The organism is Arthrobacter sp. B10-11, assembly GCF_033142195.1.
In the GTDB taxonomy this organism is placed as follows: domain Bacteria; phylum Actinomycetota; class Actinomycetes; order Actinomycetales; family Micrococcaceae; genus Arthrobacter; species Arthrobacter oryzae_C.
Genome location: NZ_JAWMTH010000007.1, coordinates 1 through 18,695 on the forward strand (window position 1 = coordinate 1; position 18,695 = coordinate 18,695).

Below are 18,695 nucleotides of genomic sequence, written 5' to 3' on the forward strand. Positions count from 1 at the left end.
TGCAAAGAACTGTTCCTTCTGTTCCTGCGTATATCTCCGCCGCCCAGCGGGCTTCTCCGTTAAAGACGACACGGTCGTTGCAACTCCCATAAAATCTGGGTGTTGCAACGACCGCTGGAACCCGCCCGGGAGGGGACGGGCCGCCGTCGTATATTGCGCGTTTACTTGAGGCCGAGCTCGCGGGTGGGAGTCTTGAAGGATTCCTTGGCCGTGAGGGCGGAGATCGCCGCAACGCTGCAGATGACTGCCGTGAAGATGCTGATCTGGACCCAGCCGCCGGGCTTGATGCCGCCCATGGCAGCCACGATCGCCGGGGCGAAGCCGGCCATCAGGAAGCCGAGCTGGGTACCGATGGCCAGGCCGGAGAACCGCACCTTGGTGCTGAACATCTCGGCGTAGAAGGACGGCCAGACGGCGTTGGAGGCGGCGTAGCCGAAGGAGAAGAAACCAATGGCCGCCGCGAACATCAGCGGTACGCTGCCGGACTCGAGGCTGAGCAGGAAGACCGGCGTCAGGATGGCACTGGCCACGGCGCCGTAGATGAAGACGGGCTTGCGGCCGATCTTGTCCGCCAGCATGCCGAACAGCGGCTGGGTGCCGAGGGCCACGAAGTTGGCGCCGACTACGAGCCAGAGGGTGGTGGTGCCGTCCACGCCGGCCACGGTCTTGGCGTAGCTGATGGCCAGGGTGCCGAACACGGTGGAGACTGCGGCGATGAAGGCGCAGGCTACGACGCGGAGGACGTCGCGCCAGTGGTGCTTCAGGAGGTCGGCAACCGGGAGCTTGGAGATGGTGGCGGACTTCTGGGCTTCGGCGAATGCCGGCGGTTCGTGCAGCGTGCGGCGGATGAAGAAGGCCACCAGGACCACCACGGCGCTGAGCCAGAACGGGACGCGCCAGCCGATGCCGTACTTGATCTCGTCGGGCAGCGCGAGCACGGGGATGAAGACGAGGGCGGCGAGGATCTGGCCGCCCTGGGTGCCGGTGAGGGTCCAGGACGTGAAGAACGAACGGCGGTTGTCCGGTGCGTGTTCCAGGGTCATCGAGGAGGCGCCGGCCTGCTCGCCGGCGGCGGAGAGGCCCTGGCAGAGGCGTGCGAGTACCAGCAGGGCCGGAGCCCACCAGCCCACCGTGTTGAAGTCGGGGAGGCAGCCGATGAGGAAGGTGGAGGCTCCCATCAGCACCAGGGTGAACATGAGGACCTTCTGCCGGCCCACACGGTCGCCGAAGTGGCCCAGGATGACCGCGCCCACCGGGCGGGCCACATAGGCGAAGCCGAACGTGGCGAAGGACATGATGGCGGCGTTGGCATCAGCATTGGGGAAAAACACGTGCGGGAAGATCAGCGCTGCGGCGGAACCGAAGATGAAGAAGTCGTAGTACTCGACGGCGCTTCCCAGGAAGCTGGCGAGGGCTGCCTTCTTCGGGGTCCCGGCCGGTGCAACGGTGCCCGGCGTCGTGGACGGGAGTGTCTGGCTCATGGTGTTCCTTTGTGTGACGACATTGTCGCGGATGGATCAGGATTTTCGCAGCTGCCGCGCTTCGTTTCTGGAAACCCCGGCCAAGGCCTTGATGGTTGGCCCTTGCCGGCGGCGGCTGGTGGTCCGTGTAAAGACCCGGACGAGTAGCCACATGGTGGGAGCTACTTGTGCGATATAGCAATGATGGCTGTGAGGACTGTCACTTGTCAAGAAAAATAATCACTATCTAGAAATAGCTCTCACAATGTGGCAACATCAAGGTATGAGTGTGAATCAAGACACAGGGCTGGAAGCCGCCGGACGAGTCGCTGCTGCGGCGGACGGGGGAACCGCAACAGCCAAGGCGCCCAAGGCGACCAAGGAAGACTCCCGCACGGACATGGTGGGCAAGGCGCTGGGCCTGCTTGTCCTGCTGGGCGATGAACCACGCGGAGCCAGTGCTGCGGAGTTATCCCGCCGCGCGGAGCTGCCGTTCAGCACCACCTACCGCCTGCTTGGCTCGCTCACGCGGGACGGTTTTGTGGACTACGAGCCGGACGGCCGCCGCTACCACCTGGGCCTGCGCGTCTTCCAGCTGGGCCAGCGGGTATCCAACCACCATGGATTCGCCGGCACCGCGCTGCCCATCCTTCGCCGGGTCACCGAGAAAACCGGGGAGGCCACCATCCTCTCCGTCCGGGACGGCAACCATCACCTCACGGTCAATAAGGTGGACGGGCCGCAGACGTTCCGTGTGACGAGCGATCCGGGGCACCTCGGCGCACTGCACACCACGTCGGTGGGCAAGGCCCTGGTGGCTTTCGCCGAGGATGCCGAGCGGAAGCGCCTGGTGGAGGAGCTGCCGCTTGACCCGCTGACGGAATTTTCCATCACGGACCGGGAGGCCTTCCGGGCCGAGATCGACCAGGTCCGCCGCCGGGGCTACGCCGTCATGGACGAGGAGAACGAGCTGGGCATGCGCGCCGTGGCCGTTCCCGTCTTCAATGCCCAGGGGTACGCCTTCGCCTCCCTGGCCACGGCCGTTCCGGTCTTCCGGCTCGGCCTGGACGACCTGGTGGCCCTTGTTCCCGTGCTGCAGGAAGCCGCCGCGGAGCTGGCAGCGAGGCTGCCGCAGCGATGAGGTGCGCCGCTCGCGGAACCATGCGCCGTCGTCGTAATTTGTTCGCGATAAGAACAGTAGTGCAACATGTGAACTTTTCCTGTACTGTAATCCCTATCACCCGGCGAGCAGCCGGCGCCCAGTGCGTCCCGGCAAGCCGAGTGCCGTTGTCAAAGGAGCTAAACGGATGAGCAATCGAGCAGAGTCCTTTCTGGTGGGCCTCGTAGGCGATGGCGTGATGCCGTCGCTCACGCCCCACATGCACGAACGCGAAGGCGACGTGCAGGGCCTGCGGTACCTCTACCGCCCCATCGACCTGCTGGAGCTGGGCCTCCCGGGTGAATCCGTGGGCGAGCTCCTGAAGAGCGCCCACCGCCTGGGCTTCAACGGGCTGAACATCACCCACCCGTGCAAGCAGCTGGTCCTGGACCACCTTGACGAAATTTCCCCGGATGCCCGCCGCCTTGGAGCGGTGAACACGGTGACCATCCGGGACGGCCGCTTCATCGGCCACAACACGGACTTCTCCGGCTTCGCTGCCGCCCTTGCCTCGGGCCTCCCCGGGGCCAAGCTGGACCGCGTGGTCCAACTGGGTGCCGGCGGCGCCGGTTCCGCCGTCGCCTACGCCCTGCTCACCGCCGGCGTCCGCCACCTCGACCTTGTGGATACGGATGCGGACCGCTGCGCCGCGCGCGCCGCGGAACTGGCCGGGTTCTTCCCGGACAGCACCGTTGTGGGACGCACGACGGCGGAGCTGCCGCAGCTGATGCCCCTCGCCGACGGCCTGGTGCACTGCACCCCCGTGGGCATGGCCGCGCACCCGGGCGTGCCGCTGGACCTCTCCCTGCTCGAATCCCGTCACTGGGTGGCGGACATTGTCTACCGCCCGATCGAGACCGAACTGGTCCGCGAAGCCCGTGCCAAGGGCTGCGAGGTGCTGGACGGCGGCCGCATGGCCGTGGGCCAGGCGGCCGATGCCTTCAGGATTTTCACGGGGCTGGAAGCGGACGCCGACCGCATGCGCTCCCACTTCCTGGAACTCGTGGCTGCCGAAGAGGTGGCTGCCTGATGCGCACCGGAATCGCCACTGTGTGCCTGTCCGGCACGCTGAGGGAAAAAATGCACGCCTGCGCCATTGCCGGCTTTGACGGGATCGAAATCTTCGAGCAGGACCTGGTCACGTCCTCACTGAGCCCGGAGGACGTCCGGAAGATGGCCTCTGACCTGGGCCTGACGCTGGACCTCTACCAGCCGTTCCGCGATTTCGACAGCGTTCCCGACGACCTCCTCGCGGCCAACCTCCGCCGCGCGGAAGCCAAGTTCAAGCTGATGTCCCGCCTGGGCATGGACACGATCCTGGTCTGCTCCAACGTCGGCACGGCCACGATCGATGACGACGCCCTGCGCGTAGAACAGCTGGGACGGCTGGCCGCACTCGCCGGGGACCATGGCGTGAAGGTGGCCTACGAGGCGCTGGCCTGGGGCAAGTACGTCAATGACTACGAGCACGCCCACCGCCTGGTGGAAGCCGTGGACCATCCGAACCTGGGCACCTGCCTGGACTCCTTCCACATCCTTTCCCGCGACTGGGACACCGCGCCCATCGAAGCGTTCCGCGCGGACAAGATCTTCTTCGTCCAGGTGGCCGACGCCCCGAAGCTGTCCATGGACGTCCTGTCCTGGAGCCGCCACTACCGAGTGTTTCCGGGCGAAGGCCAGTTTGAGCTCGCCAAGTTCATGGGCCATGTGGTCCGGGCCGGGTACACCGGGCCGGTCTCGCTGGAGGTCTTCAATGACGTCTTCCGCCAGTCCGACGTCGACCGCACCGCCGTGGACGCCATGCGGTCGCTGATCTGGCTGGAGGAGCAGAGCGCCAAGTGGCTGGGTGCGAACGCGGCACCTACTGACGGCGCTGCCGCCCCCGGCCGCCGTCGTTATCCCATGGAACTGGCCACCCTCCCGCAGGTGGCCGAACCGGCAGGCTTCAACTTCGCCGAAGTCAAAGCCGCTGACACCGCAGGGCTCGAGACGGTGCTGGGCCAGCTGGGATTCGAATTCAACGGCAGACACCGCACCAAAGACGTGCAATTGTGGAGCATGGGCCACGCGCGCGTGATCATCAACGAGGCGGCGGTGGATGCCGGGGACTCTTCACCCGCGATTGCCGCCCTCGGCTTCGACGTCGATTCGCCCGTGATTGCCGCCGCCCGCGCCCAGCAGCTCAAAGCGCCCGCCGTGCCCCGCAAGAGCCAGGCCAACGAGGAAGTGTTCCAGGGCTTCGCCGCGCCGGACTCCACCGAGATCTTCCTCTGCCAGGGCAGCCCGGACGGCACCGCGGCCTGGACCCGCGAGTTTGGCGAGGGGCTGGAAGTACCGGCCGCCGGCGGCCGCAATGCGGTGATCGACCATGTGAACCTTGCGCAGCCATGGCAGCACTTTGATGAAGCCGTCCTTTTCTACACCAGCGCCCTGGCCCTCGAACCGCAACCGTTCGCCGAGGTGCCCAGCCCCAGCGGACTGGTCCGCTCCCAGGTGATGCTGACGGCGGACCGCGCCGTGCGCCTGGTGCTGAACCTTGCCCCCGTGATCCAGCAGGACGGCGCGGAGGCCGGAACCGCCCACCGGAAGACGTACCAGGAGCACATCGCCTTCGCCGTGGACGACCTTGTGGAGACGGCCCGCGCCGCCCGCGACCGCGGACTGGATTTCCTGCGGATCCCGGCCAACTACTACGAGGACCTGGACGCGCGGTTCGACCTGGACCCCGCCTTCCTGGCCACCCTCCGGGACCTGAACCTGCTGTACGACCGCGATGCCGACGGCGAGTTCCTGCACTTCTACACCGCCACCGTGGGCAGTGTGTTCTTCGAAATGGTGGAACGCCGCGGCGGTTACGACGGCTACGGCGCGCCCAACGCGCCGGTGCGGCACGCCGTCCAGTACGACCACCTGCACCAGCTGAGCCGCTCGACCTGACCAGACCAACCACACCACAACCAACACCAACAATTGAAAGGAGGCTGCTGTGCCTGAAGACATCAACCTTGAGATTTTCAACGCCGACCCGATCACCGAAGACGTGTCGGACGCGGCGCCCCAGGCCGGAACCGAAGCCGCACCCAAGACCTATGCGCCGCTTGATGCCGCTGCGGAATCGCAGGCGGACCTCAGCGCCGAGATGAAGTCGATCGGCGAAGCGTATGCGAAGGCGCTCAAGGACGGCGCGCCAGCGGAAATCCAGCCCCGGCTGGACTACGCCCCGTACCGCAGCAGCGTCCTGCGCCACCCGACCAAGGACCTGCATCACGCGGATCCGGAGACCATCGAGCTGTACTCGCCGGCCTTCGGTCACATGGACGTGCACGCACTGGAATCGGACCTGACCATCCAGCACAACGGTGAACCCCTGGGCGAACGCATCCTGGTCTCCGGCCGCGTGCTCGATGGCGACGGCCGTCCCGTGGCCGGACAGCTCGTGGAGATCTGGCAGGCCAACTCGGCCGGCCGCTACATCCACAAACGGGACCAGCACCCTGCCCCGCTCGACCCCAACTTCACCGGCGTGGGCCGCTGCATCACCGGCGCCGACGGCTCCTACAGCTTCACCACCATCAAGCCCGGCGCGTACCCGTGGAAGAACCACCTCAACGCCTGGCGGCCGGCGCACATCCACTTCTCCCTGTTCGGGCAGGAATTCACCCAGCGCATCGTCACCCAGATGTACTTCCCCGGTGACCAGCTCTTCCCGCTGGACCCGATCTACCAGTCCATCGTGGACCAGGATGCCCGGGACCGCCTGGTGGCCACCTACGACCACGACCTCACCAAGCCTGAGTGGGCGATCGGCTACAACTGGGACATTGTCCTGACGGGCTCCAAGCGGACCTGGACTGAAAATGAAGCCTTCGGCACAGAAGGAGACGAGGAGTAGTCGGATGAGCAACCCCACGAAGCTGACCCCCACACCCGGCCAGACCGTAGGCCCCTTCTACGGCTACGCCCTCCCGTACGACAAGGACCGTGAACTGCTGGCTCCGGGTTCGCCGGGCTCCATCCGCCTGCAGGGCACTGTGTACGACGGCGCCGGGCACCCCATTCCGGACGCGATCCTGGAAATCTGGCAGCCGGATTCCGATGGAAACGTGGTGCACCGGACCGGTTCGCTGGTCCGGGACGGCTACACGTTCACCGGCTTCGGCCGCAGCGCCGTGGGCAACACCGGCGTGTACACGTTCACCACGGTGAATCCCGGCCCCACCGGGCCCGGCGCAGCACCGTTCATCTCCGTGGCCGTGTTTGCCCGCGGCCTGATGAACCGCCTCTTCACCCGGGTGTACCTGCCGGAGAACAAGGAAGCCCTGGCAGCCGATCCGCTGCTCTCCTCCCTGGACCCCGAACGCCGCAGCACGCTGATTGCGCGCCGCGATGCGGACGGCGGCCTCACCTGGGACATCCGGCTTCAGGGCGAGGGCGAAACCGTGTTCCTCGACTTCGAGGGTTCAGGGCGTCCCGAAGGTGCAGCTGCCGGGGGCGCCGCACAGTGAACGGTTTCCACGTGTCCGACGGCGACGTCGGCCTTCTCAGCCCCGTGTCGGCGTCGCCTGCTGTGGCGGCGCTGACGGGGGACCGGGCGGTCCTTGCGGCGATCCTCGCCGTCGAGGCCGGCTGGGCTTCGGTGCTGGAGAAGGCGGGCCTCGCGCCGGCCGGCTCTGCCGCCGTCGTGGATGCCGCCGCGGACGTGGACCGCTATGACGTGGCGGGCATCGCCGTGCGTGCGCAGGGCGGTGCCAACCCGGTCATCCCGCTGCTGGCCGACCTCCGCGCCGAGGTCAAGGCCCTGGACACGGACGGCGTGGGTGCCGGCGGTGTTGGTGCACTGCGTGCCGTGCACACTTCGCTGACCAGCCAGGATGTGCTGGACTCGGCGCTGATGCTCCTGGCCGGGAACGCGGTGTCAGCGCTGCTCCTTGACCTTCGCGGGAGCACGACGGCGCTGGCGGCCCTTGCGGAGCAGCACGCGGACACGCTGTGCGTGGGCAGGAGCCTGACCCAGCATTCGCTGCCGTTTACGTTCGGGCTCAAAGCGGCGCAGTGGTTCCACGGACTGGCCGCTGCCGCGCGGCGCCTGGAAGCTGTCGAGCTGCCGCTGCAGACCGGCGGCGCCGCGGGAACGCTTGCCGCCGCGACCGTGCTGACCCGGGACTCGGTGGACACGCCGTTCGACCTTGCGGGGAACCTGGCCGCGCACCTTGGCCTGGCGGCCGCACCGGGGCCGTGGCACACCAACCGGCTGGCCGTCACGGCGCTCGGCGATGCGCTGACTGCGGTGACGGATGCCCTGGGCAAGATCGCCAGCGACGTGCTGTTCCTCAGCCGGCCGGAAGTGGGCGAGCTCGGCGAACCCCGGGCCGCCGGGCGCGGGGTGTCCTCGGCCATGCCGCAGAAGCAGAATCCCGTGTTGTCCGTCCTGGTACGCAGCGCTGCGCTGCAGGCCCCGAACCTGGCCGCGCAGCTGCACCTGGCGGCGGCCAACTTCAACGATGAACGCCCGGACGGCGCCTGGCACAGCGAATGGCCCGCCTTCCGGCAGCTGCTCCGCCTGGCGCTCGGCTCGGCCGGGCACCTGCGCGAGCTCGCCGAGGGCCTGCAGGTCTTCCCCGCGGCCATGCGGCGCAACCTGGAACTGTCCGGGCCGCTGCTGCTCAGCGAAGGAGTGTCCGCCGCCGTGGCGCCGCTGCTCGCAGAGCGGGACGGCCACAGCGGCAAGCAGCAGCTCCAGGACGTGGTGGACCGGACCCTCCAGGCTCCGCCCGCGGAGAAAGCCGCCACGTACCGCCGGCTCCTGCGCGAAGCGGTCCCGGTCAGTGCCCTTCCCGACGAACGGCTGGAAGAACTCCTGGACCCGGCGAGCTACCTGGGGCAGGCCGGCGAAATTTCCCGCCGCGTCCTCGCCGCCTTCCCCGACTTTGCGCGCACCCCCACCGAAACAGACCCGAACGGAGGCCCCCGTGGCTAGACCAACAGTCAAGGCAGTACTGCTCTCCCCCCAGCGCCCGCTGGGGGACAAGCCCCTGCTGGTGGTGGGGCCGTCACTGGGGACGTCCTCGGTGCTGTGGACGCAGGCCGGCGCACTGCTGGGTAACGACTTTGACGTCGTCGCCTGGGACCTGCCCGGCCATGGCGTCTCACCGGCCGCGAAGGAAACGTTCGACGTCGCCGAACTGGCTGACGCCGTCGTCGAACTTGTCGATTCCATCGCCCCGGGCGAGCGGTTCCACTACGCAGGCGTGTCCCTTGGCGGAGCCACCGGGCTGCAGCTGGGCATCAAGCACGGCGAACGGCTCAAGAGCCTCTCCGTGCAGTGCTCCGGCGCCAAGCTGGGCACCCCCGAAGGCTGGCTGGAACGGGCCGAAAACGTCCGCACCCAGGGCACCGCGGTGATGATCCAGGGGTCGGCGCAGCGCTGGTTCGCGCCCGGATTCATGGAACGCGAGCCCGAGCTCAGCAGCCGGCTGCTGCACTCCCTGCGCGACGCCGACCGCTTCAGCTACGCGTTCTGCTGCGAGGCGCTGGCCGGCTTCGACGTCCGGGCAGAGCTGGGCAGCATCCGGGTTCCCACCCAGGCTGTTGCCGGCGCGGAAGACGGTGTTGCGCCGCCGTCGTTCGCCCAGGAAATCGTGGACGGCATCACCGCCGGCGGGGGAACCGCCAACGCAGTGACCCTGAGCGGTGTGGCCCACCTGGCCCCGTTCGAGGCACCCGGGCACGTGGCAGACCTGCTCAGGAACCTCATCTCGTGGACCGAATCGGCGGGCGGGAAATGAGCGGCGCAGGGGCACAGCGCGCAGGCGCCGAACGGAACGGCGTTGTCCAGCCGGACGCCACCAGCAAGGAAATCTACGACGGCGGCATGGTGGTCCGCCGCGAGGTGCTCGGCGCCGCGCACGTTGACCGCGCCAACGCCAACAAGGACTCGTTCACCGAGGATTTCCAGGACATGATCACCCGCATTGCGTGGGGCGGCATCTGGACGCGGCCGGGCCTGACCCGGCAGATGCGTTCCGCCGTCACCATCACCGCAATGGTGGCGCACGGGCACTGGGAAGAACTGGCCATGCACATCCGCGCAGCCATCACCAACGGCCTGAGCAGGGATGACATCAAGGAAATCCTGCTGCAGACCGCCATCTACTGCGGAGTTCCCTCCGCGAACACCGCCTTCAAGACAGCGCAACAGGTTTTTAAAGAAATGGATGCAACCTCATGAATCAGGCTTTTGTGTACGACGCCGTGCGCACCCCGTTCGGTAAGTTCGGCTCGGGTCTCGCTGCCGTGCGTCCGGATGACCTTGCGGCGCATGTGATCGGTGAGATCGTGAAGCGTGCTCCCGGTTTGGATCCGGAGCGGATTGACGAGGTGGTGTTCGGCAACGCGAACGGCGCCGGGGAGGAGAACCGGAACGTGGCCCGGATGGGCACGCTGCTGGCCGGGTTGCCGGTTTCGATCCCGGGCACCACGGTCAACCGGCTTTGCGGGTCGTCGCTGGATGCGGCGATCATCGCGTCCCGGCAGGTCAACGCGGGGGACGCTGAGCTGATGCTGATCGGCGGGGCGGAGTCGATGTCGAGGGCTCCGTGGGTGCTGCCGAAGACGGAGAAGCCCTACCCGGCCGGGGACTTGAACCTGGCCTCGACCACGCTGGGCTGGCGGCTGGTGAACAAGGCGATGCCGAAGGACTGGACCATCTCCCTGGGCGAAGCCACCGAGCGTTTGGCCGGGAAGTACGGCGTGACGCGTGAGCAGCAGGATGAGTTCTCGGCGAACTCGCACAACCTGGCCGCCGCGGCGTGGGACGAGGGGTTCTATGACAACCTGGTGGCTCCGGTGCCGGGCACGGACCTGGTCCGCGATGAAGGCATCCGGGCGGGGTCCTCGGCGGAGAAGCTTGCGGGGTTGAAGACGGTGTTCCGTGCCGAGAACGGCACGGTCACGGCCGGGAACGCGTCCCCGCTCTCCGATGGCGCGTCCGCGGCGTGGATCGGTTCGGAGAACGCCGCCGGGATCCTGGGGATGGAACCTTTGGCCCGGATCGCGGGCCGGGGTGCGCACGCGAACGATCCGCAGTATTTCGGGTACGCGCCGGTGGAGGCTGCGAACAAGGCCCTCGCGAAGGCGGGCATCAGCTGGGAGCAGGTGGGCGCCGTCGAACTTAACGAGGCGTTCGCCGCGCAGTCCCTGGCGTGCATCAACGCCTGGGGGATCGACCACGAGATTGTGAACCGGCACGGCGGCGCGATCGCGATGGGCCACCCGCTCGGCGCCTCCGGCGGCCGGATCCTGGGCACCCTGGCCCGGTCCCTGCAGGCCTCCGGTGAACGCTGGGGCGTCGCCGCGATCTGCATCGGCGTCGGCCAGGGCCTCGCCGTCGTCCTCGAAAACATGACCGCTGCCGGAACCAACACAGGAAAGGCATAAGCAATGCTGAATTTCATTGACACCGTCGGCGAGGCCGTCGCCGGCATCAAGGACGGTTCCACCGTGATGATCGGCGGGTTCGGCAACGCCGGCCAGCCGTTCGAGCTGATCGATGCACTGCTGGACTGCGGCGCCCGCGAGCTCACCGTGGTGAACAACAACGCCGGCCAGGGTGACCAGGGCCTGGCCTTGCTCATCAAGGAAGGCCGGGTGAAGAAGATGATCTGCTCCTTCCCGCGGCAGTCCGACTCATGGCACTTCGACGCCAAGTACAAGGCCGGCGAGATTGAACTGGAACTCGTCCCGCAGGGCAACCTGGCGGAGCGCATCCGTGCCGCCGGCGCGGGCATCGGCGGCTTCTTCACCCCCACCGGCTACGGCACCATGCTGGCCGAGGGCAAGGAAACCCGCATCCTGGACGGCCGCGGCCAGGTGTTCGAGACCCCCATCCACGCCGACGTCGCGCTCATCAAGGCACTCAAGGCGGACGGTGTCGGCAACCTGGTGTACCGCAAGACCGCCCGGAACTTCGGCCCCATCATGGCGGCCGCGGCGAAACACACCATCGTCCAGGTCTCCGAGATTGTCCCCACCGGCGGCCTCGACCCCGAGAACGTCGTGACCCCCGGCATCTACGTGAACAGCATTGTTCGCGTCAACTCAGTGAAGGTGGCCTGACATGAGCGCACAGACAAGCAGCGAGACCGGCGCGGTCCAGACCAGCGACACGACCCTGGGCCGCGACGACCTGGCCCGCCTGGTGGCCCGCGACATCAAACCCGGTTCGTTCGTGAACCTTGGCATCGGCCAGCCCACCCTGGTGTCCAACTACCTCGAGCCGGAGCAGAACATCACGCTCCACACCGAGAACGGCATGCTCGGCATGGGCCCGGAAGCCAAGGGCGACGCGATTGATGAGGACCTCATCAACGCCGGCAAGATCCCCGTCACCGAACTGCCGGGAGCGTCCTACTTCCACCACGCCGACTCGTTCGCCATTATGCGCGGCGGGCACCTGGACATCTGCGTGCTCGGCGCGTTCCAGGTCTCGGCCACCGGCGACCTCGCCAACTGGCACACCGGGGCACCGGACGCCATCCCCGCCGTGGGCGGCGCAATGGACCTGGCCACCGGCGCCAAGGACGTCTTTGTGATGATGACGCTCCTGACCCGCGACGGTGCGTCCAAGATCGTGGAAGCCTGCACCTACCCGCTCACCGGCGTGGGCTGCGTGACCCGCGTGTACACGGACAAGGCGGTGTTCCTCACGGGCCCCGGCGGCGTCCAGGTGCGCGAAACGTTCGGCTGCACCCTCGAGGAGCTCCAGGCCCTGGTGCCGGTCCCCCTCACAGCAGCCCCCGCCGTCGAACGCTAACGGCCACGCCCACAGCGCGAACGGACACTTAAGCCCCACGCCGCCGGGGCCGGAAGTGTCCGTTCGCGCTCACCCGCCGGGCCGGAAGTGTCCGTTCGCGCTCACCCGCCGGGGCCGGAAGTGTCCGTTCGCGCTCGGGGGACGGCGGAGGCTAATAGGATTAGTAACCATGACCGACGCAGCAGCAGAGACCGCGCCCAGGCCCTCCTCTGCGCCCCAGGCGAGTGACCAGTACGTGCAGTCCCTGGCCCGCGGGCTGGCCGTGATCCGGGCTTTCGACACCGACCATCCGGTGATGACCCTCACCGAGGTGGCGGCACGCACCGACCTGACCCGCGCCACCGCCCGCCGATTCCTGCACACCCTCGTGGAACTGGGCTATGTCCGCACCGACGGGAAAACCTTCGCCCTCACGGCCCAGGTGCTCCAGCTCGGCTACGCCTACCTGTCCGGCCTGTCGCTGCCCCAGCTGGCCCAGCCGCACCTTGAGGAGCTTTCGCTGCGGCTGGGCGAGTCGACGTCAGCCGCTGTCCTGGACGGGAAGGACATTGCCTACATCGCGCGCGTCACCACCCGCCGGATCATGAATATCGGCATCACGGTGGGGACGCGGTTCCCGGCCTACGCCACGTCCATGGGCCGCGTGCTGCTCGCTGCCCTTCCGCCGGCCGCGTTGCAGAAATACCTCGATGAGGCTGAAATCAAGCCGCTCACGCCCCGGGCCATCGGCACCCGGAAAGACCTGGTTGCCGCCCTGGACGTGGTCCGCGCGCAGGGCTGGTGCCTGCTGGACCAGGAGCTCGAACTTGGCCTGATGTCCATCGCTGCGCCGGTCTACCACGGCCCCACAAAGGTGGTGGCAGCCATCAACGTGTCGCTGCAGGCCCAGTCCGTGGCCACCAAGCCGGATCCCAAGGCCTACTTGGAGATGGTGCAGAAGGAAACTGTGGAGACGGCCCGGCTGATATCCGCGGACCTCTCAGCCAAGCACTGAGCGCCCGGCAAAGCCCGCAGGCTCAGTCCTGCTTCCCGTGAAGGGTGATCGGCTCCACGGGCGGCCACCACTTGGTGGGCGGACCGATGACAAACCGGCGCCCGCTCACTTCGGTGGGCGTGATCCGCACCAGGATGTCCTTCGCCCCTTCCTGCCAGGGCGACGGCGTCTCGGCAGGGGCGTCCTCACCGGGCTGCACCGCCTGAGCCGCCCCCTTGACCACCACGCTCCACGCGATGGTCCCGTATACGTTCAGCCCGTCGGCTTCGAGAACCACCGATTCCCCGGACAGCACGGCGTCCAGCTTGGTTCCGGGTCCCGTCCGGAAGATCACCGTGCCTTCATCGGGCAGGTAGTTCACCGGGAAGATTTCCGGCTTGCCATTGCTGATCACGGCCAGCCGTCCCACGGAGGCGGAGCGAAGGTACTGCCAGCATTCACGGACGGTAAGTGCGGCTGTTTCCGGCCCCGGCCCAGAGGTGTTCATGGTGCTGAGCCTAGGCGTCAGGTCCGCGTTGCGGCAAGGCAGTAAGACCCTGATTTCAGTTACGCTTCACTTTGGGGGAATCCCCGGACAATCTGCCTGCGAAGGACGTCATGACCCAGAACAATAAGCGCGCGGCCATCATCATCAATCCTGCCAAGCCGGTGGACGTTGACGTGCGCGCCCTGGCGGCCAAGCACTGTGCGGAGAACGGTTGGGGCGAACCCATCTGGCTGGAGACCACCAAGGAGGATCCCGGCGTCGGACAGGCCAGGGAAGCACTCGAACAGGGTGCGGACATGGTGATTGCCGCCGGCGGTGACGGTACCGTGCGGTGCGTCGCTGAGGTCCTGTCAGGCGGTGACGTGCCGATGGGGTTGCTTCCGTTCGGTACAGGCAACCTCCTGGCCCGTAACCTGGGCATGGACGTCACCGACTTTGACGGTGCCATGGCCGGCGCCCTGGCAGGTACGGAGCGCAAAATCGACGTTGTGCGCGCGGTCCGGAGCGATCCGGACAAGGAACAGCTCTTCCTGGTGATGGCGGGCGTGGGCTACGACGCCACCATCATGGCGGACACCAACGAGGACCTCAAGGACAAAGTGGGATGGCTGGCCTACGTGGACGCCGGCATCCGGAACCTGCCGGGCAAGCCGGTGAAGGCCACCGTCGTGATTGACGGCAAGACCGTGGTCCGCCGTGGAGTCCGCAGCGTGATGATCGGCAACTGCGGCAAGGTCCAGGGCGGCCTTGAAATCTTCCCCGACGCCAAGGTGGACGACGGCCTGATGGACGTCGCCGTGCTCGCTCCCCACCATGGCCGCCTGGGCTGGCTTTCCGTGCTGGCCGGCATCATCGGCAAGGGCCGGAACAAGGACACCTCCGTGGAGTACTTCCAGGGAAAAACGGTGGAGGTAACGCTGGAACACAACGATGACTACCAGCTGGACGGAGATCACGAGGGCGAAGGCAAGCACGTCCGGATGACCATCGAACCCGCAGCGCTGACCCTGCGCATGTAGATCCTCCCTGCTCGCAGTGCCCTACCCGGCCAGCAGCCTGCCCCACTTCGGCGCGAGCAGGGGAGACCCGGCCAGTTTGAGGCAGTGCCACAGCGTCACAGCCACGGAATCCAGCACAGGAACGCCGGTTTCCTCCTCGATCTCCGCCGCGATATTGGCACCGTACAGGTTGGTGCAGAGGTAGATCAGGGCATCCGGGCGGGCTGCTGCGAGCTCCAGCGAGCCCGGCCGCATTTCGTCGTCCGTGACCCGGCCGAATGACTCGTTGTCGCTGAGTCCCAGTGCCCGGTGGTCGATGGTCTTGATACCGTCCCGCTCGTAGGAGGCCATGACGGCGCGGTTGACGTCCTCCGTGTACGGGGTGAAAAGGCCGATCCGCTCCGTGCCGAAGGACTCAAAGGCCGCCAGGTAGGCGAGCGTGGACGTGGTGGCCGGAATGCCGCCCGTCGCGTCCACGATTTCCCGGACCAGTTCGCGGTCGTGGTCCGCGCCGAGCCAGGACCCGGACGTGCCGTTCCAGGCGATGACATCCACATCGGCCGTCGCCAGTTGCTCGGCGGCGGCCCGCATGACGGCGGGATCAAACTGCTTGTCGGAGGAGCGGTCCAACGCGATCCGGGTGACGGGGATCCTGGTGAAATGGATGGTGACGTCGTCCCGGTCGCCCAGGATGCGGTAGCTCTGCGGCTCCAGGCAGGTATTCGAGGACGGCACGATCATGCCGATGCGGGTCTTGCGTGCTGCGGAAGGCATGGATGCTCCTACTTGGCTGTGGAAAGGGTTGCGGGAGTGGCAGTGGACCCGGCGCCGGACGCCAGATGTTCGCGGAAGCCGTTCCGGGCCACGAAGCGCCCCACGGCGCCGGGATCGTGGAAGCCGCCGCCGTCGAGCACAACGCGCCCGGCGGACACCACGACGGCGGGCCAGCCGGTGAGTGCCCGGCCGTCGAAAGGCGAGAAATCAGTTCCCATGTGCAGCGCGCCGCCGTCGACCGTCCGTTCCTCGGCGGGATTGAAGATCACCAGGTCGGCGTCGAAGCCCTCGGCGATGGATCCCTTGCCGGGCACCGCGTTGATGCGGGCCGGCCCGGCGGCGAAGACTTCCACGAAGTCCTCCACCGAACTGCCGGCGGACGCCATGGCCGTGAAGGTGACCGGCATCCGGGTTTCCACGCCGGGCAGGCCGTGAGGCATGGCGCGGATGTCGTCCCTGCGTTCGCGTTTCTGGGACAGGTCATAGCAGGAGTGGTCCGAGGAAACTGTGTGGATGGCGCCGTCGGTCAGCCGTTCCTTGAGCGCGGCGACTGTTTCGGGGCTGCGCATGGGCGGGCAGCAGGCGTACCACTCGGGGAACGCGGAGCCGTATACCCTGTCATCGAGGGTGAGGTAGTGCGGGCAGGTCTCGGAGTAGGCTTCCTGGCCGCGGGCCCGTGCCTCGGTGACCAGGTCGACGGCGCCGGGCGTGGACTGGTGCACGAAGTAGACCGGAGCCTTGGTGTACTCGGCCATGGCCAGGGTTTCCTTGACGGAAATTTCCTCGGCCAGCTCGGGACGGGTCCGGTGCAGGTGCTCGATCCCGATCCTGCCGTCGTCGGCGTGCTGCTGCGTGCAGTCGCTGATGATGGGGTCGTGTTCGGCGTGGATGTAGGTGAGGCCGTCCAGCCTGACCATCTCGCGCATCACCTTCAGGATGGTGTCCCCGTCCGCCATGGTGGTGCCGCGGTTGGTGGTGTACATCTTCACGGAGCGCACACCCTCGGCGGCGAGCTGCTCCAGCTGCCACGGAACGGTCTCGTCCCAGCTCACCACTGAGCCGTGCAGGGCGACGTCGCAGCGGGACTCCTGCGCCAGTTCCTTCTTGTGCAGGACCGCCGCCAGCGGGGTTTCCTGGGCGTCGCGGGGAATGCCGAAGTCGATGATCGTGGTGGTGCCGCCCCAGAGCGCGGCGGTGGAGGTGGTGCGGTAGTCGTCCAGGGTGCGGAAGCGGCCGGTCACCTGGGCCACGTGGCAGTGGCCGTCCACGCCGCCGGGAATGACCAGCCGGCCCGCGGCGTCGATGGTGCGGGCAGCGGCGGGGACGGGTTCGGCAGCGTCGACGAGCTGTTCGATGCGGCCGTCGCGGACCACTACGTGGGCGTTCCTGCGGCCGGAGCTGTTGACCACGGTGCCGTGGGCGATGACGAGATCGGGAATGCGGGACATCCTTGTCCTCCTAGTTCGTTGAAACGGCGCTCGTTGAAGCGGTTTGTGCAGACTGTGCGGCGGCCAGGGCGGCGTCGAGGTTTTCGGAGAGGCCCTTGCGGGCTTTCATGGGCGGCGCCGCGAAGGCACCCGCGCGGTGGGGTCCGGACTGAAGTCCGACGACGGCCTCCGCCATGCGGATGCCGGCGGAGATGCCGTCCACCACCGGAACCGGGATGTGGCCCCGGAGTTCGCGGGCCAGCCCGGCGAGGGGTGCTCCGGCGAGGATGACGACGTCGGCACCGTCCTCCGCGACGGCCTGCCGGCTGAGTGCCAGCAGCGTTTCCTTGAAGTCCTGCTGCACGGAGCCGATGGCGTTGAGGCTCTCGTTGATGGAGCGGATGGAGGCGAGCCGTCCGCTGAGCCCGAAGCGCTCCACGCAGTCGAGGTACCAGGGCCGGATCCGGTCCGAAATGGCGATGATCGAGAAACGGTGCCCCTGCAGGGCGGCGGCGCACAGCGCGGCTTCCGTGATGCCGATGACGGGGACGTCCGTGAGTTCCTTCAGGGCCGGCATGCCGGGATCCCCGAAGGCCGCCACGACGACGCCGTCGATGGATGCGCCGTCGACGGGTGCCGCAGTGTATTCGGCGATCACCTCGGCCACGGCGCCGGCTGCGATCAGGGACTCAAAGCGGGTTTCGATGTATTCGACGCCGTGCCCGGCGGTGCGGACCACCAGTTCGGTGCCCGGCGAGGCGGAGCGCAGGGCTTCCGATTCGATCAGCGCCGTGACGTCGTCGCTGATATTGGGGTTGATGACGAGGAGTTTCATTTTTTCTTCCGGTGAAGGGAGGGTTCTGTTTTCTGGAAGTCGTCCGGGAACTGTTCGCGGTATTTGCCGATGTGCGACGCCGACTGGGCGGCGGCGCGGTCCGGATCGCCGCTGGCGATGGCGGCGTAGAGTTCGCGGTGCTCCTGGATCAGTTCGGGCAGGTCGCTCACGTGGCGGAACAGCCAGTGCATGCGGCCCTGCAGCGGCTCCAGGGCGGACCTGAGGAAGCCGTTGTCCGCGATCCTGGTGATGGCGTCGTGGAATTCGCTGTTGGCGCGGTGGGCCTCCATGACGGCGCCTTTCGCGAGGCAGCGTTCCGCCTCGTCCAGCAGTCCGTCGAGGTAGCTGAGGTCCTCGGCGGTGGCCCGGACGGCGGCGAGCCGGCAGGCCAGCACCTCCAGGGACTGGCGGACATCGAAGAGATCCTCCACGTCCTTGGGGCTGAGGGTGCTGACTTCGGCGCCGCGGGCGCCCCGGTCGCTGAGGAGTCCTTCCTGGCGAAGCATCCTGAGGGCCTCCCGGACGGGGAGCCGCGAGACGTTGAATTCCGCTGCCAGGTCGCGTTCCACCAGCCGGGTGCCGGGAGCGTAGTGCCCTTCAAAGATCCTGGTGCGGAGTGTGTCCCGGACAGTCTCGCGGAGGGGGCGTTCCTTGTCCTGGGTTTCTTCTGCGGCAAGCATGGTGCTCCATTCGGGTTCTTGAGGGGTGGTGCGCTCCCGGCGCCGGGAGGAGGTGCTGCGGTGCCTAGCT

The 18,695-nt window shown here is 67.5% G+C and carries 19 protein-coding genes; 13 read left to right on the plus strand and 6 right to left on the minus strand.

All coding sequences use genetic code 11. The annotated features are described in order from the left end of the window. Window positions 1-161: 161 nt before the first annotated feature. Window positions 162-1,481 carry an MFS transporter gene (locus RW112_RS18925; protein WP_317783245.1) on the minus strand — a complete coding sequence of 440 codons (1,320 nt, stop codon included), beginning with the start codon at window positions 1,479-1,481 and terminating at the stop codon, window positions 162-164. A gap of 262 nt (window positions 1,482-1,743) precedes the next feature. Here RW112_RS18925 and RW112_RS18930 point away from each other — a divergent pair, with 262 nt between their 5' ends. The 12 genes from RW112_RS18930 to RW112_RS18985 all read left to right on the plus strand — a co-directional run bounded on the left by RW112_RS18930 (window position 1,744) and on the right by RW112_RS18985 (window position 13,424). Next, on the plus strand, window positions 1,744-2,601 hold the full coding sequence (locus tag RW112_RS18930) for an IclR family transcriptional regulator (protein WP_317783246.1): 858 nt from the start codon (window positions 1,744-1,746) through the stop codon (window positions 2,599-2,601). Between the two features lie 166 nt (window positions 2,602-2,767). Continuing rightward, on the plus strand, window positions 2,768-3,649 hold the full coding sequence (locus tag RW112_RS18935; RefSeq protein WP_317783247.1) for a shikimate dehydrogenase: 882 nt from the start codon (window positions 2,768-2,770) through the stop codon (window positions 3,647-3,649). Beyond that, window positions 3,649-5,556 carry a bifunctional sugar phosphate isomerase/epimerase/4-hydroxyphenylpyruvate dioxygenase family protein gene (locus RW112_RS18940; protein WP_317783248.1) on the plus strand — a complete coding sequence of 636 codons (1,908 nt, stop codon included), beginning with the start codon at window positions 3,649-3,651 and terminating at the stop codon, window positions 5,554-5,556. Before RW112_RS18935 ends, RW112_RS18940 begins: the two co-directional genes overlap by 1 nt. 49 nt (window positions 5,557-5,605) lie before the next feature. Then, window positions 5,606-6,511 carry a protocatechuate 3,4-dioxygenase subunit beta gene (gene pcaH, locus RW112_RS18945; protein WP_317783249.1) on the plus strand — a complete coding sequence of 302 codons (906 nt, stop codon included), beginning with the start codon at window positions 5,606-5,608 and terminating at the stop codon, window positions 6,509-6,511. Window positions 6,512-6,515: 4 nt separating this feature from the next. Further along, window positions 6,516-7,124 carry a protocatechuate 3,4-dioxygenase subunit alpha gene (gene pcaG / locus RW112_RS18950; RefSeq protein WP_317783250.1) on the plus strand — a complete coding sequence of 203 codons (609 nt, stop codon included), beginning with the start codon at window positions 6,516-6,518 and terminating at the stop codon, window positions 7,122-7,124. Window positions 7,125-7,135: 11 nt separating this feature from the next. Beyond that, entirely contained in the window at window positions 7,136-8,596 is a 1,461-nt protein-coding gene (locus RW112_RS18955; protein WP_317783388.1) for a lyase family protein, read from the plus strand. Beyond that, window positions 8,589-9,404 carry an alpha/beta fold hydrolase gene (locus RW112_RS18960; protein ID WP_317783251.1) on the plus strand — a complete coding sequence of 272 codons (816 nt, stop codon included), beginning with the start codon at window positions 8,589-8,591 and terminating at the stop codon, window positions 9,402-9,404. Before RW112_RS18955 ends, RW112_RS18960 begins: the two co-directional genes overlap by 8 nt. After that, window positions 9,401-9,847, plus strand: coding sequence for a 4-carboxymuconolactone decarboxylase (gene pcaC / locus RW112_RS18965; RefSeq protein WP_317783389.1), 447 nt, complete (start codon window positions 9,401-9,403; stop codon window positions 9,845-9,847). Before RW112_RS18960 ends, pcaC begins: the two co-directional genes overlap by 4 nt. Next, complete coding sequence (locus RW112_RS18970; protein ID WP_317783252.1) at window positions 9,844-11,055, plus strand: thiolase family protein; 1,212 nt, start codon at window positions 9,844-9,846, stop codon at window positions 11,053-11,055. Before pcaC ends, RW112_RS18970 begins: the two co-directional genes overlap by 4 nt. A 3-nt stretch (window positions 11,056-11,058) precedes the next feature. Next, window positions 11,059-11,733: a 3-oxoacid CoA-transferase subunit A gene (locus RW112_RS18975; RefSeq protein ID WP_317783253.1), complete on the plus strand. Its 675-nt coding sequence runs from the start codon at window positions 11,059-11,061 to the stop codon at window positions 11,731-11,733. Window position 11,734: 1 nt separating this feature from the next. Further along, window positions 11,735-12,430, plus strand: a complete 696-nt coding sequence (locus tag RW112_RS18980) for a 3-oxoacid CoA-transferase subunit B (protein WP_317783254.1) — start codon at window positions 11,735-11,737, stop codon at window positions 12,428-12,430. Between the two features lie 169 nt (window positions 12,431-12,599). After that, the gene (locus RW112_RS18985) at window positions 12,600-13,424 is read left to right on the plus strand and encodes an IclR family transcriptional regulator C-terminal domain-containing protein (protein ID WP_305942833.1); all 825 of its coding nucleotides are present in this window, start codon (window positions 12,600-12,602) and stop codon (window positions 13,422-13,424) included. 22 nt (window positions 13,425-13,446) lie between these two features. Here the strand turns inward: RW112_RS18985 and RW112_RS18990 are convergent, their stop codons facing one another. Then, window positions 13,447-13,911 (minus strand): pyridoxamine 5'-phosphate oxidase family protein, encoded by a 465-nt coding sequence (locus RW112_RS18990; RefSeq protein WP_317783255.1) that lies wholly within the window; start codon window positions 13,909-13,911, stop codon window positions 13,447-13,449. 110 nt (window positions 13,912-14,021) lie between these two features. Here RW112_RS18990 and RW112_RS18995 point away from each other — a divergent pair, with 110 nt between their 5' ends. Further along, a complete protein-coding gene (locus RW112_RS18995) occupies window positions 14,022-14,930 on the plus strand; it encodes a diacylglycerol/lipid kinase family protein (protein ID WP_317783256.1) in 909 nt (302 codons plus the stop codon). 21 nt (window positions 14,931-14,951) lie between these two features. Here RW112_RS18995 and RW112_RS19000 read toward each other — a convergent pair whose 3' ends face one another. From RW112_RS19000 to RW112_RS19015, 4 genes are read right to left on the minus strand one after another with little or no spacing between them, the layout of a single operon-like run. Further along, window positions 14,952-15,683, minus strand: coding sequence for an aspartate/glutamate racemase family protein (locus tag RW112_RS19000; protein WP_317783257.1), 732 nt, complete (start codon window positions 15,681-15,683; stop codon window positions 14,952-14,954). An 8-nt stretch (window positions 15,684-15,691) separates the two neighbouring features. Continuing rightward, on the minus strand, window positions 15,692-17,131 hold the full coding sequence (locus RW112_RS19005) for an amidohydrolase family protein (protein WP_317783258.1): 1,440 nt from the start codon (window positions 17,129-17,131) through the stop codon (window positions 15,692-15,694). Window positions 17,132-17,141: 10 nt separating this feature from the next. Continuing rightward, window positions 17,142-17,945 (minus strand): aspartate/glutamate racemase family protein, encoded by an 804-nt coding sequence (locus RW112_RS19010; RefSeq protein WP_317783259.1) that lies wholly within the window; start codon window positions 17,943-17,945, stop codon window positions 17,142-17,144. Continuing rightward, the gene (locus RW112_RS19015) at window positions 17,942-18,625 is read right to left on the minus strand and encodes a GntR family transcriptional regulator (protein ID WP_305942827.1); all 684 of its coding nucleotides are present in this window, start codon (window positions 18,623-18,625) and stop codon (window positions 17,942-17,944) included. Before RW112_RS19015 ends, RW112_RS19010 begins: the two co-directional genes overlap by 4 nt. Between the last annotated feature and the right edge of the window lie 70 nt (window positions 18,626-18,695).

Excerpts from the sequence above, each read along its gene's own strand:
- RW112_RS18970 (WP_317783252.1), top strand. The coding sequence starts at position 9,844 with ATGAATCAGGCTTTTGTGTACGACGCCGTGCGCACCCCGTTCGGTAAG.
- RW112_RS18925 (WP_317783245.1), bottom strand. The coding sequence starts at position 1,481 with ATGAGCCAGACACTCCCGTCCACGACGCCGGGCACCGTTGCACCGGCC.
- RW112_RS18940 (WP_317783248.1), top strand. The coding sequence starts at position 3,649 with ATGCGCACCGGAATCGCCACTGTGTGCCTGTCCGGCACGCTGAGGGAA.
- RW112_RS19000 (WP_317783257.1), bottom strand. The coding sequence starts at position 15,683 with ATGCCTTCCGCAGCACGCAAGACCCGCATCGGCATGATCGTGCCGTCC.
- RW112_RS19015 (WP_305942827.1), bottom strand. The coding sequence starts at position 18,625 with ATGCTTGCCGCAGAAGAAACCCAGGACAAGGAACGCCCCCTCCGCGAG.
- RW112_RS18930 (WP_317783246.1), top strand. The coding sequence starts at position 1,744 with ATGAGTGTGAATCAAGACACAGGGCTGGAAGCCGCCGGACGAGTCGCT.
- RW112_RS18935 (WP_317783247.1), top strand. The coding sequence starts at position 2,768 with ATGAGCAATCGAGCAGAGTCCTTTCTGGTGGGCCTCGTAGGCGATGGC.
- RW112_RS18985 (WP_305942833.1), top strand. The coding sequence starts at position 12,600 with ATGACCGACGCAGCAGCAGAGACCGCGCCCAGGCCCTCCTCTGCGCCC.
- RW112_RS18990 (WP_317783255.1), bottom strand. The coding sequence starts at position 13,911 with ATGAACACCTCTGGGCCGGGGCCGGAAACAGCCGCACTTACCGTCCGT.
- RW112_RS19010 (WP_317783259.1), bottom strand. The coding sequence starts at position 17,945 with ATGAAACTCCTCGTCATCAACCCCAATATCAGCGACGACGTCACGGCG.
- RW112_RS18995 (WP_317783256.1), top strand. The coding sequence starts at position 14,022 with ATGACCCAGAACAATAAGCGCGCGGCCATCATCATCAATCCTGCCAAG.
- pcaC (WP_317783389.1), top strand. The coding sequence starts at position 9,401 with ATGAGCGGCGCAGGGGCACAGCGCGCAGGCGCCGAACGGAACGGCGTT.
- RW112_RS18975 (WP_317783253.1), top strand. The coding sequence starts at position 11,059 with ATGCTGAATTTCATTGACACCGTCGGCGAGGCCGTCGCCGGCATCAAG.
- RW112_RS19005 (WP_317783258.1), bottom strand. The coding sequence starts at position 17,131 with ATGTCCCGCATTCCCGATCTCGTCATCGCCCACGGCACCGTGGTCAAC.
- pcaG (WP_317783250.1), top strand. The coding sequence starts at position 6,516 with ATGAGCAACCCCACGAAGCTGACCCCCACACCCGGCCAGACCGTAGGC.
- RW112_RS18980 (WP_317783254.1), top strand. The coding sequence starts at position 11,735 with ATGAGCGCACAGACAAGCAGCGAGACCGGCGCGGTCCAGACCAGCGAC.